Source organism: Roseateles sp. So40a, from assembly GCF_048081605.1.
GTDB lineage: Bacteria > Pseudomonadota > Gammaproteobacteria > Burkholderiales > Burkholderiaceae_C > Roseateles.
Genome location: NZ_CP182288.1, coordinates 2,784,007 through 2,799,408 on the forward strand (window position 1 = coordinate 2,784,007; position 15,402 = coordinate 2,799,408).

12 protein-coding genes and 2 tRNA genes are annotated in these 15,402 nt (G+C 69.1%); 8 read left to right on the top strand and 6 right to left on the bottom strand.

What is annotated here, in order from left to right; genetic code table 11:
- Nucleotides 1-5: 5 nt before the first annotated feature.
- Together ACNI65_RS12675 and ACNI65_RS12680 are read left to right on the top strand one after the other, a co-directional pair.
- Entirely contained in the window at nucleotides 6-950 is a 945-nt protein-coding gene (locus ACNI65_RS12675) for a CysB family HTH-type transcriptional regulator (protein WP_416763441.1), read from the top strand.
- A 69-nt stretch (nucleotides 951-1,019) separates the two neighbouring features.
- A complete protein-coding gene (locus ACNI65_RS12680) occupies nucleotides 1,020-2,192 on the top strand; it encodes a pyridoxal phosphate-dependent aminotransferase (protein WP_416763442.1) in 1,173 nt (390 codons plus the stop codon).
- A 24-nt stretch (nucleotides 2,193-2,216) separates the two neighbouring features.
- Here ACNI65_RS12680 and ACNI65_RS12685 read toward each other — a convergent pair whose 3' ends face one another.
- Nucleotides 2,217-4,325: a FimV family protein gene (locus ACNI65_RS12685; RefSeq protein WP_416763443.1), complete on the bottom strand. Its 2,109-nt coding sequence runs from the start codon at nucleotides 4,323-4,325 to the stop codon at nucleotides 2,217-2,219.
- Nucleotides 4,326-4,564: 239 nt separating this feature from the next.
- Here ACNI65_RS12685 and ACNI65_RS12690 point away from each other — a divergent pair, with 239 nt between their 5' ends.
- The 3 genes from ACNI65_RS12690 (at nucleotide 4,565) to ACNI65_RS12700 (ending at nucleotide 6,592) form a co-directional block, all read left to right on the top strand.
- Nucleotides 4,565-5,269, top strand: coding sequence for a Crp/Fnr family transcriptional regulator (locus tag ACNI65_RS12690; protein ID WP_416763444.1), 705 nt, complete (start codon nucleotides 4,565-4,567; stop codon nucleotides 5,267-5,269).
- A 112-nt stretch (nucleotides 5,270-5,381) separates the two neighbouring features.
- Nucleotides 5,382-6,422, top strand: coding sequence for a phosphotransferase family protein (locus ACNI65_RS12695; RefSeq protein WP_416763620.1), 1,041 nt, complete (start codon nucleotides 5,382-5,384; stop codon nucleotides 6,420-6,422).
- Nucleotides 6,423-6,515: 93 nt separating this feature from the next.
- A tRNA-Pro gene (locus ACNI65_RS12700) sits at nucleotides 6,516-6,592 on the top strand.
- Nucleotides 6,593-6,641: 49 nt separating this feature from the next.
- On the opposite strand, the gene ACNI65_RS12705 is transcribed toward ACNI65_RS12700, so the two are convergent.
- Entirely contained in the window at nucleotides 6,642-8,087 is a 1,446-nt protein-coding gene (locus tag ACNI65_RS12705) for a putative bifunctional diguanylate cyclase/phosphodiesterase (RefSeq protein WP_416763445.1), read from the bottom strand.
- A 364-nt stretch (nucleotides 8,088-8,451) separates the two neighbouring features.
- On the opposite strand from ACNI65_RS12705, the gene ACNI65_RS12710 reads away from it, so the two are divergent.
- The gene (locus ACNI65_RS12710; protein ID WP_416763446.1) at nucleotides 8,452-10,437 is read left to right on the top strand and encodes an OPT family oligopeptide transporter; all 1,986 of its coding nucleotides are present in this window, start codon (nucleotides 8,452-8,454) and stop codon (nucleotides 10,435-10,437) included.
- A 170-nt stretch (nucleotides 10,438-10,607) separates the two neighbouring features.
- Nucleotides 10,608-10,684: transfer RNA gene (locus tag ACNI65_RS12715), tRNA-Arg, on the top strand.
- A 10-nt stretch (nucleotides 10,685-10,694) separates the two neighbouring features.
- Here the strand turns inward: ACNI65_RS12715 and ACNI65_RS12720 are convergent.
- The 4 genes from ACNI65_RS12720 to ACNI65_RS12735 all read right to left on the bottom strand — a co-directional run bounded on the left by ACNI65_RS12720 (nucleotide 10,695) and on the right by ACNI65_RS12735 (nucleotide 13,309).
- On the bottom strand, nucleotides 10,695-11,543 hold the full coding sequence (locus ACNI65_RS12720) for a hypothetical protein (protein ID WP_416763447.1): 849 nt from the start codon (nucleotides 11,541-11,543) through the stop codon (nucleotides 10,695-10,697).
- Between the two features lie 10 nt (nucleotides 11,544-11,553).
- Nucleotides 11,554-12,228, bottom strand: coding sequence for a DUF6345 domain-containing protein (locus ACNI65_RS12725; RefSeq protein ID WP_416763448.1), 675 nt, complete (start codon nucleotides 12,226-12,228; stop codon nucleotides 11,554-11,556).
- 176 nt (nucleotides 12,229-12,404) lie between these two features.
- A complete protein-coding gene (locus ACNI65_RS12730; RefSeq protein ID WP_416763449.1) occupies nucleotides 12,405-12,662 on the bottom strand; it encodes a hypothetical protein in 258 nt (85 codons plus the stop codon).
- A gap of 116 nt (nucleotides 12,663-12,778) precedes the next feature.
- Entirely contained in the window at nucleotides 12,779-13,309 is a 531-nt protein-coding gene (locus ACNI65_RS12735; protein ID WP_416763450.1) for a hypothetical protein, read from the bottom strand.
- Nucleotides 13,310-13,435: 126 nt separating this feature from the next.
- On the opposite strand from ACNI65_RS12735, the gene ACNI65_RS12740 reads away from it, so the two are divergent.
- Nucleotides 13,436-15,319 (top strand): sensor histidine kinase, encoded by a 1,884-nt coding sequence (locus ACNI65_RS12740; RefSeq protein WP_416763451.1) that lies wholly within the window; start codon nucleotides 13,436-13,438, stop codon nucleotides 15,317-15,319.
- Nucleotides 15,320-15,402: the final 83 nt, after the last annotated feature.

Sequence of the window (15,402 nt, forward strand, 5' to 3'; positions counted from 1 at the left end):
CCCACATGAACCTGCACCAGTTCCGCTTCGTCCAAGAGGCCGCGCGCCGCAACCTCAACCTGACCGAGACGGCCAAGGCGCTGTACACCTCCCAGCCGGGCGTGTCCAAGGCGATCCTGGAGCTCGAGGAAGAGCTCGGCGTGGACATCTTCTCGCGCCACGGCAAGCGCCTGCGCAGCATCACCGAGCCCGGCCGCCAGGTGCTCAAGTCCATCGAGATCATCATGCGCGAGGTGGGCAACCTCAAGCGCATCGGCGAGGAGTACTCCAAGCAGGATGTGGGCACGCTGTCGATCGCCACGACCCACACGCAGGCGCGGTACGTGCTGCCCGGTCCCGTCACGCAGCTGCGCAAGCAGTTCCCGCAGGTCAACATCGGCCTGCATCAGGGCAGCCCGGACCAGGTCGCCCGCATGCTGATCGACGAGACGGCGGACGTGGGCCTGGCCACCGAGTCGCTGTCGCAGTTCGAGGAGCTGGTCACCCTGCCCGCCTACGAATGGCAGCACGTGCTGGTGATGCGCGCCGAGCACCCGCTGGCGCAGGCCGAGCGCATCGACCTGGAGGCGCTGGCGCAGCAGCCGCTCGTGTCCTACCACCCGAGCTTCACCGGCCGCACCCGCATCGACCGCGCCTTCGCGCAACGCCAGCTCACGCCCAACATCGTGCTGGAGGCCATCGACTCGGACGTCATCAAGACCTACGTGCGGCTGGGCCTGGGCGTGGGCATCGTCGCGGAGATGGCCGTGCGCGAGGACCCGCCCGGCGGCGAGCTCGTCTCGCGCCCGCTGGGCCACCTGCTCGGCCAGAACGTCGCGCGCATCGCGTTCAAGCGCGGCGCCTACCTGCGCAACTACGTCTACAGCTTCGCCGAGCTGCTCTCGGACCGCCTCAACCGCACGCTGCTGCAGCGGGCGATGAGCGGCGAGTCCAGCGATTACGACCTGTGATGCCCGCTCCTTGATCCCCGGCCCGTCCAGCGCCTCCCCCGCCGACCCGCCACTCCATCGATGTCCATCATGCGTGTTCACACTCCCGTTCCCGCGAGCCGCCTGCCCCAGCTGGGCGTGACCGTCTTCAGCGTCATGTCGGCGCTGGCGCAGCAGCACCAGGCCGTCAACCTCGGCCAGGGCTTCCCGGACTTCGAGGGCGATCCCGCGCTGCTGGACGCCGTGAACGCCGCGATGCGCGCCGGCCACAACCAGTACCCGCCAATGCCCGGCGTGCCGGCGCTGCGCCAGGCGATCGCCGCCAAGATCCAGGCGCTGTACGGCCACGCCTACGACCCCGACACCGAGATCACCGTCACGGCCGGCGCGACGCAGGCGATCCTGACCGCGCTGCTGGCGGTCGTGCACCCGGGCGACGAGGTCATCGTGCTGGAACCCGCCTATGACAGCTACGCGCCCAACATCGCGCTGGCCGGCGGCGTCATGGTGCCGGTGCCGCTGGACCCGGCGAGCTTCCGCCCCGACTTCGACCGGATCCGCGCCGCGCTGACGCCGCGCACCCGGGCGATCATGATCAACAGCCCGCACAACCCGAGCGGCGCGGTCTGGAGCGCGCAGGAGCTGACGCAACTGGCCGAGCTGCTCGACGGGACCGACGTGCTGCTGATCAGCGACGAGGTCTACGAGCACATGGTCTACGACGGCCAGACGCATCAGAGCGTGTCGCGGCTGCTGTCGCTGGCCGCGCGCAGCTTCGTGGTGTCGAGCTTCGGCAAGACCTATCACGTGACGGGCTGGAAGGTGGGTTACGTGACCGCGCCGGCCCCGCTGATGGCGGAGTTCCGCAAGGTTCACCAGTACAACGTGTTCACGGTGAACTCCGCGATGCAGCACGGCATTGCGGCGTACATGCGCGATCCCGCGCCCTATCTGGGGCTGAGCCACTTCTACCAGCGCAAGCGCGACCGTTTCCGCGCGGGGCTGGCGGACTCCGCCTTCGTGCTGCGCCCCTGCCCGGGCAGCTACTTCCAGAGCGTCGACTACGGCGGCCTGCGGCCCGAACTCGCCGCGCTGGACGACATGGCGATGTGCCAGTGGCTCACACGGGAGATCGGCGTGGCGGCGATTCCGCTGTCGGCCTTCTACAGCGGCGGCAGCGACGCCAAGGTCATCCGCTTCTGCTTCGCGAAGAAGGACGAGACGCTGGATCTCGCGCTCGAACGCCTGAGCGCGCTGCGCTGACCGCGCGGCATCACCCGCCGAACGTCAACCGCCCTTGGCCTTGTCCTGGGGCTCGTCCTCGACCAGCGAGAGGTCCAGGTCCACGCTCTGCGTGAGGCTGGACCGCGGCGGCGCGGGCGTGCCGGGCGCCGGCACGGGAGCCTGCCAGGCCATGGTCGCCATCTGCTCGGGATGGCCGGGCACATCCAGCGGCAGCACCAGGTCCACGGCGTTGCCGTCGATCTCGTGCTCCGCGCGATCGCGTGCCACCGCGTACAGCAGCAGCAGGTCACGATAGGCCGGCAGACCGAGGTCGCCGCTGTATTCCTGGTGGCTGGACAGCAGATCCTGCAGCAGGCTCATCGAGCCCTCCGCGTCAGGCCACGCGGCCTCCAGGCGTTCGACCAGCTCCTCGTGGCGTTCCAGGCCCTCGCCCTCGTTGAGGTCGTCGCTCCAGGACGGCGAGCGCGCATGGAACTGCTCGGCAAAGCGGCTGGCGACGCGGTCGAACGCCTCCCGGTCGCCGCGGCGCTGGTAGAGCTCCATCAGCTTGAGGAAGGGCAGCCCGCTGGCCGCGTCGCGATGGTTCAGGCGCGAGGACAGCAGCTCGATGGCCGCGTCGTCCTGGCCCAGCACCAGGAAGAAATCCACCTGCTGCTCGAGGTCGATCAGTTCCTCGACGGTCACGATGCCGCCGGAGCCGCCCAGGTCCGACGTGAACGGCGCGGGCTGCGTGTCGCCGCGATCCAGTTGCAGGCTCAAGGGCTCCATCGCGTCCAGCGCGGCGAGCGCATCCAGCGCGTCGTCGGCAGCGGTCGTCGGTGGGCGGGCAGACAGCCGGGATGCCGGCATCGCGGGCGCCGTCGCGGGTGTTGTCGGTGGCGCGCTGACGGTCAGCGGCGCGGGCCGCGTGGGCTCGTCCAGCGGCGACAGCGGCATCGGGATCGTCGACGGCGCCGAGGACACGACCGGCCCGTCGCTGGACAGGTGCGACATCAGCGGCGCGGGCGAGCTGTGCGGATCAGTCGGCGTGAACGGCGACGGTCCGGTCGGCACCGGCTGCACCGATTGACTTGGGTCGTGCGGATCCTGGCGGGAATCGCCCAGCCAATGCTGCTCGGATTCACGCTTCTGCAGGCGGTTGCTGCGCCACATCAGCAGGCTGCTCGCGGCCAGCGCCAAGCTCAGCAGACTCAGGCCCAGCACCCAACCCGACGACGCCGAGCCCTTGGCCGCGGCCTGCTCGCGCGCGGCCTGCAACTCCTGGCGCAGCGTGTTCATCGCGGCCAGCGTGCGCTTCTGCTCGGCCTGCATGTCGGCCATCTGCTTCTGCATGACCAGCATCTGCTGGCGGGATTCCTCGGCGGCGCTGGCCGCGCTCGCGGCGGCCTCCGCGGCCAGCAGCGTCGGCGACGGCGTCTGCAGCGCCTCGGCCGGCTCCATCGTCAGACGGGGCGCCGAGGGCCGGGCGGCGCGAGCCTCCGGCGTCTGACGTGTGACACCAGCGCGGATCTGCGGCGTGGGGCCGGGCCTTGCCTCGGCACGGCGCTGCGGTCGACGCGGGCGATCGCCACTGGCGGACGCGGACGGCGTCGCCGCGGCCGCCAGTGAGAGCTCCTGACCCGCGCCCGATCCGGACGGACGCGCCACCGGGTTCTGCGGCGCGCGCGGCTGAGCATCCTGCTGTGCCTGCAACGCGGGCGAGATCGACGGCACCGGCGCCTGGCCGGGGTCGACCATCGGCTCGGCGTTCATGCCGGGCGGATCGATGAAGGCGGTGAACTGGCGCGTGAGCCGGGCCGGACATCCGACGCTGAGCTGCACGGCGACGATGGGCTCATCGATGCGCTGCATGCTGCGCAGCCGGACACCGGTGATGCGATTGGCGTCACCCTCGATCTGCCAGTGCAGGCCGGAGGCGGACAGGGGGTTCTCGCCCGCGGTGACCTCGGCGCGCACGCACTCGGGCGTGAGGGACTCACCGGGGTTGAGCTGGACGGGGAACAGCAGGTTCAGCGGCTGCCCCAGCGACGAGGCCGCCTGGGGCCGGCCGACGCCGAGACTCCAGGCCGGCGCCGACACCATGAGGATGGCGAGCGCGAGAACGCTATGCGTCGGCAACACGCCGCGCGGGTCGTGATGATCTCGATCCATTCCCGCTGTTATTGCTGTTGGTGTGCGTTTCACTCTAGCACGGTGCTCCCCGGGACAAACCCGGAAAAGCGCCCCTCCTTCGTCCCGAATGCGCATCGCCCACGCATCATGCAGGCCTGGGCACGACGCGGGCAAGCGCGCCGCCACTCCCTCACAATAGTCCGCGCATGACCCCGAAGGGGGCGCACCACTTGGGCATCTTCCAGGAGACAGCTGGCTTGTCACGCCAGCGACAAAGCATGAACAGCTCGGTTCTTACAATTTCCGAACGCAACAACATCGAGACGGGTCCGTGGTTTTCCAAGCTGTCACTGCCCTTGCGCAGCGACATTCTGGCGCGAGCCACCGTTCGACGTCTAGCCGATGGCGCGCTGATGTCGGTGCGCGGCGAGCCGGCCGAGGAATGGATCGGCGTGGCCCGCGGCGCGGTGCGCGTCAGCTCGGTGTCGCTGTCGGGCAAGCAGGTGACGCTGACCTACGTGGAGCCCGGCATCTGGTTCGGCGACATCGCCCTCTTCGACGGCCTGCCCCGCACGCACGACGCGAGCGCCCATGGCGAGACCACGCTGCTGGTCATCCGCAAGCCCGACTTCAAGGACCTGCTGCAGCGCCACACGGAGCTGTACGAGGCGCTGCTGCGCCTGAACTGCCGCCGGCTGCGGCTGATGTTCGACCAGGTCGAGGACCTCAACACCCGACCCCTGGCCTCGCGCCTGGCCAAGCAGATCCTGTTGCTCGCGCGCAGCTACGGCGTGACGCAGGGCGAGGAGGTCCGCATCGGCCTGCAGCTGGCACAGGAAGACCTGGCGCAGCTGCTGGGCGCGTCGCGGCAGCGCGTCAATCAGGAGCTCAAGGGCTTCGAGCGCGAAGGCGCGGTGCGCGTCGAGCCGACGCGGCTCGTGGTGCTGAGCAAGGAAAAGCTGCTGGCCATCGCCAATCGCTGAGCGTCCCGCGACCGGTGTCCCGGTCTCCGGGGCGCGTGTTTCACGAATCACGACAACTCCAGGAGACCCCGTGGACGACGCATTCACCGGCACCCGCGCCCTTTCCCATCCGATGGACGCCGAGGCGCTCGCCGCCTGGCTGACGCGCGAGATCGCGGGCTTCGCCGGCCCGCTGACGATCGAGCAGTTCAAGGGCGGCCAATCCAATCCCACCTACAAGCTGATCACGCCGCACGCGACCTACGTGATGCGCGCCAAGCCCGCACCGGTGGCCAAGCTGCTGCCGTCGGCGCACGCGATCGAACGCGAGTTCACCGTGATGCGCGCGCTGGCGGGCTCCGACGTTCCGGTGCCGCGGATGCTGGCGCTGTGCGAGGACGAATCGATCATCGGCCGCGCGTTCTACGTGATGGAGTTCGTGCAGGGCCGCGTGATGTGGGACCAGACGCTGCCGGGCGCCTCCAACCAGGAGCGCGGCGCGATCTATGAGGAGATGAACCGCGTCATCGCCGCGCTGCATCGCGTGGACGTGCGCGCGGTCGGGCTGGAGGCCTACGGCAAGCCGGGCAACTACTTCGAGCGCCAGATCGGCCGCTGGAGCAAGCAGTACCAGGCTTCGATCACCGGGCCCAACGAGGCGATGGACCGCCTGATCGAATGGCTGCCGGCGCACATCCCGGAGTCGGCGCGCGACGAGCGCGAGGTCTCGATCGTGCACGGCGACTACCGGATGGACAACCTCGTGTTCCACCCGACGGAGCCGCGCGTGCTGGCGGTGCTGGACTGGGAGCTGTCGACGCTGGGCCACCCGCTGGCGGATTTCAGCTACCACTGCATGTCGTGGCACATCCTCAAGACGGGCACCGCGCGCGGGCTGGGCGGCGTGGACCTGGCGCCGCTGGGCATCCCGGGCGAGCTGGACTACGTGCGCCGTTACTGCGAGCGCACCGGCCGCGCGGATCCGAAGCTGGTGATGAAGGACTGGAACTTCTACATGGCCTACAACCTGTTCCGCATCTGCGCGATCCTGCAGGGCATCGCCAAGCGCGTGGAGGACGGCACCGCGTCGAGCGCGCAGGCGCGCGAGGCCGCGGCAGGCGCCAAGCCGATGGCGGAACTGGGCTGGCAGATGGCGCAGAAGCTGTCGGCTTGACGGATCCGGACGCGCGCCGAGGACCTTCCTGGCGACGCTCCGCAATCAGTCTTCTGACGCGTCGATTTTCCAGGCTACAATCTGCGGCTTCGTCGGGGCGTAGCGCAGCCTGGTAGCGCATCTGCTTTGGGAGCAGAGGGTCGCGAGTTCGAATCCCGCCGCCCCGACCATTCTCTTCATCGAGCCGCCAAGGACCTGTCCTTCGCGGCTCGATCCATTTCAGCGCCGCCCATCCAGCGGCACCGCCGCGGTCTCCACGAAGATCGACGGCCGGAAGCCCTCGGCGTGACCGCTGGGCGCCTTGCCCGAATCCGAGGCCAGCACCTCGATCGCGCGCGCCGACATGGGCTTGGCGAACAGGTAGCCCTGCAGCTCGTCACAGCCCATCGCCACGAGCTGATCGCGCTGCGCGGGCGTCTCCACCCCCTCGGCCACGACCTTCAACTGCAGCGCGCGCGCCATCTCGATCACCGCGCGCACGATGGCCTGCGCCTCGGGACTGGTGGCCACGTCCGCGACAAAGGCGCGATCGATCTTGAGCTCCTGCGCCGGCAACTGCCGCAGCGCCGCCAGGCTCGAGTAGCCCGTGCCGAAGTCATCGATGGACACGTGCACGCCCAGCGCGCCCAGCCGCTTGAACGCGCGCCCGGTGACCGTCGTGTGCTCCATCGCGACCGATTCGGTGATCTCCACGGTGAATCGCTCCGGCCGCAGCTTGTGCCTGCGCAGGCCCTTCTCCAGCCGGCCGATGAATTCATCCGAGCGCATCTGATAGCCGGACACATTGATCGCGACCCGCATGCGCAGCCCCATCTCGCGCCAGCGCGCGGCCTGCACCAGCGCCGTGTCGGCCACCCAGTCGCCGATCGCGTCGATCAGCCCATAGCGCTCGGCGATCGGGATGAATCGCGCCGGACTCACCATGCCCAGCGTCGGATGTTTCCAGCGCAGCAGCGCCTCGACCGCCGTCACCTGCATCGTGCCGGCGTCCATCTTGGGCTGGTACAGCAGGTCCAGCTCCTTGTTCTTGACGGACTCGCGCAGCTCGCGCGCCAGCGTCAGCTCCTCACGCAGCTCTTCTTCCTGCACCGCGTCGAAGAACGCATGCCCGCTGCCACCCAGCCGCTTCACCGAGCGCATCGCCGTCTGCGCGCGCCGGATCAGCCGGATCGAGCCGCCGTGCTCGGGCGACATCGCCACGCCCACCGACACGCCCACGCTCAACCCCAGCGCGCCGATGACCACGGGCTCGCCCAGCGCTTCCAGCACCTGACGCACCAACGCATCGGTCTGCGACGCCGGGATCTCGCTCCAAAGAGCGAATTCATCCCCCGCCACCCGCCCGACGAGGGCCTTCTTTCCGGCGAGTTGACGCAAGCGTTCGGCGGTGCGCACCAGCACGTGGTCGCCGGCCTCCTTGCCGTGCTCGTCGTTGATCAGCCGGAAGCCGTCCAGGCCGATGTAGAGCAGGCTGCCCTCCCCGCCGCGGCGCTGCAGCGCGTCCAGCGTGGTGGCGAATTCATCCTCGAAGCGGCGTGACAGCAGCAGACCCGTCAGCCGGTCGCGCTGGCGGCGCTGACGCGCGCGACCCAGTCGACCCTGGACCGCCAGGAGCAGCACCAGGGTCAGCGCGGCGCCCAGCAAGACGCCCAGGAGAACCCACATCAGCGTCAACAGCGGCTCCGTCCATCACGAGGGGATGCGCACATGCTAGGCGTTGAACGCGCTTTCGTGCGCTGTCAGCACCGGAATGCGGGGGCCTCGCAACGCCCGACCCCGCCGCCAGCGTGACAAGCCTGACGCATTGACCCCGCTGGGGGCGACAACGGCGCGGTCACGACACCACAACGAGGGAATCGCACACCGACCTTCGGGTTAGGTAGAAACCCCATGTGACCCGCTGTGTCAGCACGATGTCAGCCGGGGACAATGCGCGCTGTTTTTTTGTTTCAAATCAGCGTCCTTCCTGGTCACGAGCCCGGAGCCGGGCGCGGCAAGAACGGGTCAACCCGGAAGGATCGAGCAGAGCATGGCGCTACAGCATTTGACCGACGAGCAGGTACAGACCTGGTCGCGCGCGCAGAAGGACGAGTGGTGGTTCAAGAACGTCTTTCGCGGCGACATGGCGCAGCTCTCGCTGCGATCGGGCTTCACCGGCTTCATGCTGGGCGGCATCCTGGCGGCGACCTCGCTGTACATCGGCGGCAAGACCGGCATCAGCGTGGGCGTGGGCCTGACGTCGGTGATCCTGGCCTTCGCGATGTTCCGCATCTTCGCGACGCTGGGATGGGCGCAGGACTACACGATCCTGGAGAACAACTGCACGCAGTCGATCGCGACGGCCGCGGGCTATGTGGTGTCGCCGCTGTTCTCGTCGCTGGCGGCGTACATGCTGGTCGTCGACCACATCGTGCCGTGGTGGCAGATGATGATCTGGATGGTCGTGATCGCCATCCTGGGCGTGCTCGTGGCCTTCCCGATGAAGCGCCGCTTCATCAACGAGGACCAGCTCCCCTTCCCTGAAGGCCGCGCATGCGGCGTGGTGCTGGACTCGCTGTACACGGGCGAAGGCGGCGAAGGCATCTACAAGGCCAAGCTGCTGGCCAAGGTGGCCGCGGGCGCGGCGCTCTACCAGGCCATCGTCAGCGACGGCTGGATGAAGCTGCTGCAGTTCAAGGTCCTGCGCATGGACAAGTGGGCCGGCATGACCGAGCCCTGGACCTTCCACGAGCGGCTGGACCAGTACTACTACGAGATGGCGGTGAAGGCCGAGCTGTGGATCCCCAAGATCCTGGGCACCGACATCCGCGCGCTGGGCCTGCGTCTGACGCTGGACGCGGCGATGCTGGGCGTGGGCGGGCTGATGGGCATCGCGGTGGCGACGAGCTGCCTGCTGGGCGCCTTCGTCAACTTCGTCGTGCTGGCGCCGATCATGATCCAGGCCGGCGACATCGTGCAGCGCGTGGGCCCGACGGGCGCGCTGATCCCGATCTCGCGCGTGGAGATCGTGAACCAGTGGTCGATGTGGTGGGGCGTGGCCATGATGGTCGCGGGCTCGCTGACGACGCTGCTGGCCAAGCCGGACCTGTTCCTGGCGGTCTTCAAGGTCTTCAAGAAGAAGGACCCGCGCAAGAGCGACGGCACCGACCTGCTGAACCACATCGAGGTGCCGCTGTGGATCTCGTACGTGGGCGTGCCGATCTTCGGCGTGCTGGCGGCGTGGACCTCGCACGCGTTCTTCGGCGTGCCGTTCCTGATGGCGCTGATCTCGCTGCCGCTGATCTTCGTGCTGACGGTGATCTGCACGAACTCGATGGCGCTGACCTCGTGGACGCCCACGGGCGCGCTGTCCAAGATCACGCAGTTCACGATGGGCGCGATCGACCGCTCCAATCCGGCGTCCAACCTGGTGCCGGCGGGGATGACCGCGGAGATCGCCTCCAACGCGGCCAACCTGCTGAGCGACATCAAGCCGGGCTACATGCTGGGCGGCAAGCCGCGTCATCAGGCGATCGGTCACGTGATCGGCGTGGTGGCGGGCGTGCTGTTCTGCGTGCCGCTGTTCTTCCTGCTGTTCGTGCCGAAGAACGCCGATGGCGTGCGCTCGACGTCGACGATCATTTCCGAGCAGTTCTCGATGCCCGCGGCGGTGCAATGGCGCGGCGTGGCGGAGATCATCGCCAACGGGCTGCACAGCCTGCCGGCGTCGGCGCTGATCACGATGGCGATCGCGGCGGCGTGCGCGGTGGTGATCGAGGTGATCAAGATGGCGACGAAGGGCAAGTTCCCGCTGTCGTCGGTGGCGATCGGCCTGGGCGTGGTGCTGCCGCCGGAGTCGACCTTCGCGATGTGGGTCGGCGCGATGATCTTCTTCGTGATGGGCAAGGTCTACAAGACGCCGGGCAGCTCGGGCTGGAAGCGTTGGGTGGACGGTTGCGAGCCGATCTGCGCGGGCCTGATCTCGGGCGCGGCGCTGATGGGCATCGGCAACGCGATCGTGAACGTGCTCATCTGAGTTTGAGCTTGTCGACAGTCGATCGGACAAGGATCGAAGTCGAACTGAAGCACGCGCGCTGGTGACGGCGGTCGGCGTGGCACAATTCGGGCCCTTCGACGGCGTGGGAACGCGGTTGAAGGGCCCGAAGTCCATTCAGGACGCGGGTTCGGTCGCTGACCGATTTCAGTCTGCCCGTAGCTCAACTGGATAGAGCAGCTGCCTTCTAAGCAGCAGGTCGGGGGTTCGAGTCCCTCCGGGCAGGCCAAGTGCTCGCCTCAAGCAGTCACCAGCCCCGGTCGCACCTGCTGCCAGCGCTTGCGCTTGGCATCGGCCTCGCCGAGTTCCGTCGCGGCCACGTAGGTCACGAAGGCCTGGCGAGGCAGCGCCTCGGTGCTGATCTCGCCGCGCAGCACGTACACCGGCACCAGCACGCTCTGCACCTCCGTCGGCGGAATCGCCAGCAGCCCCAGCACCGCCGACGACACCGACACCTTCGCCCGCGCATCAAGCCTGGCCACCATCTCGCTCGCGGCGAAGCGGCGCATCGCTTCCTCGGGCGCCACGCTCTCGCGCGCGCCGATGCGCTCCACGGCGCGCGCGAATCGATAGGCCTGCATCAGCTGCCCATCGGCCCCGACGCTCACCTGCGCCTTCGCGCCCGGCCCCACCAGCGGCACGCCGTCCAGCGCGTAGCGGTAGTTGACCTGCAGCCCGACCACATGACGTTCGCCCTCGCGCTGCTCGCGCGTCGCGCGCATCACCTCGAGCTCCGTCACCGAGTGCAGCTCGGGCTTCGCGTACTCGTCGCCGATCATCGCCATCACGCGCTTGGCAGTGACCATCGCCGCCTCGCGGTCCGGTGCATCGCCCTTGCGATCGCGCCCCTCGGCATCGATGTCCTGGCGCTCGATGCGCAGCGAGTGGCTGGCCTGGTAGACCTCCAGCACCCACGGCTCGTTGCGGCACACGTACCACGGGCCGGCATCCACCACCTCGCCCTTCATGTCGAAACGCGAGGCCAGCTTGGCGACCTTCTCCGCGGTCCAGCTCGGCGGCAGCGCCGTGTACAGCGGCAACTCGCGATTCACGCGGGGCAGCTCGGGGAATTGGATCTTCACGCTCATGTCGTTCTCCTCAGCACGCGCCGCGGGCGTAGTACAGGACCGTCGGGCTGTCGGGATCGGCCGACACGCTGCCCTTGCCCCACCAGTGGTCGTTGTAGGTGTCGGTGCCCGGCGCATCCGCGCGCAGGTAGGCCCATTGCGTGTCCGAGCCCTCCGTGTCCTGGCAGCACTTGATCCACGCGCGGCGCATGGTCTCGCCGTTGTTCAGGTACTGCGCCAGCAGGCGGCCGCGGTCGGGCTCGTCGCCGGTGGTCGTGTGGAAGCCGAGGATGTAATGCAGGCCCTTGAAGACCGGCCAGCCCCATCGGCTGAACACGCCGTTGGCCTCCAGCACGTTGCACGCGTCCAGCGCGATCCACTCCAGTTCCTTGTCGCCCCAGCGGACCTCGGTCGGCTTGACCTTCGCGTCGTCGGTCTTCACGCCGAAGAGGAAACCGCTCGGCGAGCCGTGGCCCGAGAAGAACACCATGTCGACGTTGTCGGCCCAGATGGTGTCCGTGCCCGAGGCGGGCGAGCCCGCGCCCTGCTGCTCGAAGTCGCGATCCCAGGCCAGGTCGTCGCCCCACTGGAAGCGGCGCGTGGCGCTGAGCGTGTTGTAGAAGCCCTCGGCCTGCGGCTTGGTGTTGGTCAGGTTGCCGGCCAGGCCGTGGTACTGGCGCACCCATTCGATTCCGATACTGCCCATGTCATCTCCCCTTTGAACAGCGCGTTGGCTGTGACTGCGAGGGCGCAAAGATGCGCTCGCGCGGCGGGGGCGGACATCCTCAATCGGAAGGACGCCGAGGCTTTCTCGCGGGTCGAGCTAGGGGGGCGAGGGTCAAGCTAGGGGGCCGCGATCAGCGGAGCAGCGAGAGCCACCGCTCAGCGGGACTCGCGCCAGCCCAGCACGCGCGCGGGCAGGAAGAGGATGGCCTTGAGCAGCGCGAAGACGGCCTCGACGCTGAGGCCGATGAGCCTGAACGGCAGTGTGATCAGCCAGGCGAGCGGCCACAGGACGAGCGCCAGCAGGGCCAGCGGCCAGCACAGCACGAAGAGGACCAACCAGAACAGCAGGCCGACGAAGCCCATGACGCACTCCTTGATGCCTTGCGGCGAGGACCGCGCCGAAGGGCGCGGCATGTGGTCACCTTAGCCGGGCGAGGTCCGCATCGCCTCGCCGGCGCGACGGAACGTCGAGCGGGAACGACAGGGTGCAGACAGCGCGACTGGCCAGCAGCTCCCCGGCCATGCACGGCTCAGAGCCGCAACCTCGACCATAGCCTGCCGCCGACAAACGCGGCGCACACCGCGACGGGGACGAGCAGCGTCAGCCAGGTTCCCCATGGCAAGCCGCGCGGCATGCCGCTGCTCGCCACCAACCAGGGCACACCCGTCACGGCGATGGGCACGATCAAGGCTGCCAGCGTCCGCTGCCACGGTCGCCAGCGGCGGACCCGCTCGGGTCGCCACATCGACAGCAGCACCAGGGGCGCGACGGTGACCAGACCCAGGACCAGCATCCGGCCCGCCAGTTGGACGGGCGCGGTGATCATCATGAGCAGCGCCGCCCAGAACATCGAGGCGACATCCGGCGGCGCGGGCGCCAACGACAGGAGGAGCATGAAGGAAGCCAGCCCGCACAGCGGGCCTCCGACCAGGACGAAGAACAACAGAACCGACACCACGAATCGCGTGCGCGACAAGGTCGCCTCCACCCGACCCGATCGATCGCTCAGGGTCTCGCGTACCGGGGGCCGCGCACCATCGGTCGCGCGCGGATCAGTCATCGACATCCGTCAGGCTCGGCAGGTCCAGTTCCAACTCCAACAGCGTCTTCATGCGCGTCGTTCTCCCTTGATGCGCGGCATCATAGGCCCCGTCGCATAATCGCCTGTCCCCTTGGAGCCGCACACGTGAGGGAAGCGCCGCCCATCGACAACGCCCCCGCCTGCCGGTCGTGGCTGGACGCGGAGATGCGCGACTACGCCGACGACCCCTGCAGCGCCCAGCATCGGCTCGTGCCGACGATGCGGCTCTTCGACCTCGTCCTCACCCTGCCCCCAAGCGACTTCGGCGTCGAGCTCGCCTGGCACCTGACCGACCTCTGCGGCGAGCTCTGGCGCTCCGAGCAGATCGAGGCCATCCTCGATGCCGTCCTGCCCTGGGTCGACGCCGGCCACGGCCCCTCGGTCGCCGTCGCGGTGCTCTCGCTGCGCTGCCGCATGCACCTGCGCTTCGGCCGCCTGAATCCCGCGCTCGCGCTGCTCGAGCAGATCACGCGCCGCGCCGCCGCGAGCGAGCGCCCCGTCGATCAGGCCCACTGCCAGCGCGCCATCGGCGGCGCGCTCTCGCTGCAACGCCAGTTTGAGCCCGCCATCGACGCCTTCCGCGAGTCCATCCGGCTCTTCCGCGTCTGCGAGGACCGTGGCCGCTGGGTCGACATCTACGCGTCGATCTCGGTCGCGCATCGCCACCTCGGCCAGCGCGCCGAGGAACAGCGCGTGCTGCGCGAGGGCCTGATGGTGGCCGTCGCCCAGCGCCGCTGGATCTCCGCCTGCAACACCGGCTCGTCGCTGGCCGAGGAGATGCTGATCGACGGTCGCGACGCCGAGGCCGACACGCTGCTGCGCGAGGCCGAGGAGTACCTGCGCCTGGCCGGCGCCGGCGGCGAGCGCATCGCCAAGGAGCTCTACGCCGCGCAGGCCGCCCTCGCCTGGCGCGCCGGCGACGTCGACACCGCCATCGCGCTGATGGTCCGCGTGGTCGCCGACAGCCGGCGCTTCTCGATGCGGCGCCAGGTCGTGCATCGGCTGCAGCAGCTCGCGCGCTGGCAGGAGGACGCCGGCCGGCTCGTCGATGCGCTGGCCTCGTTGCGCGACGCCCATGCACTGGAACTCGAGGACACCCGGGAGAGCAGCCGCATGGACGCGGTCACCGAGCTGCGCCGCATCGAGCTCGGTCACGCGCAGCAGCTCCAGGCGCGCACGCAGGCGCATGCGGACGAACTCGCCGACAAGGCTGAGGCGCTGCAAGCCGCGCTGGACCTGCAGCGCCAGATGCAGGCCGAGCTCATCGAGCGCAGCAAGCTCGCCACGCTGGGCCATCTGCTGGCCGGCGTGGCGCATGAGATGAACACGCCGCTGGGCTCGGCCTTGACGGTGCTGTCCACCGTCACCGAGGTCAACGCGGGACTGGTGGACCGGCTGGCCGAGGGCTCCGTGTCGCGACGTCACTTCACGACCGAGCTCGAACGCTGCCAGGCCAGCGCGGAACTCGCGCGGCGCAATGTCGAGCAAGCCCTGGCCCTCGTGCGGAGCTATCAACACATCGACGCGCGTCACGCGATCGAGCCCACGCGGCGCGTGTCGCTGGCCCGGCTGGTGGACGCGGCCTGGCAGCGCGGCCTGTCGCCGCAAACCCCGCTCACGCTGCGCTGCCGCGCGGAGGTCGAGGTCGAGCTGCCCGCCGAGGCGCTCACCGAGGTCTTGCTGCAGCTCTTCCAGAACGTCGAGCGCCACGCCTACGTCGCGGGGCAGGACGGTGTGGTCGAGGTCGAGGCCTCGCACGCCGCCGGGCAGGTCCGGCTGCGCGTCAGCGACCACGGCCGCGGCATCGCGCCGGAGCTGCTGCCGCGCGTCTTCGATCCCTACGTCTCCACGCAATTCGGCCGCGGACGCAGCGGACTGGGCCTCTTCGTCGCGCAGGTCAGCGTGCTGCAACGCCTGCGCGGACGCATCACCATCACGTCCTCGCCCGGCCAGGGCTGCCGGCTGGACATCGAGTTCCCGGCGCATTGACTCGCCCTGCACGCAATCGCAACAGACGGCACCGCGATTGCCTCCATACTGCGGCCCTTCGTTTTCACTGCGATGCGACGGCC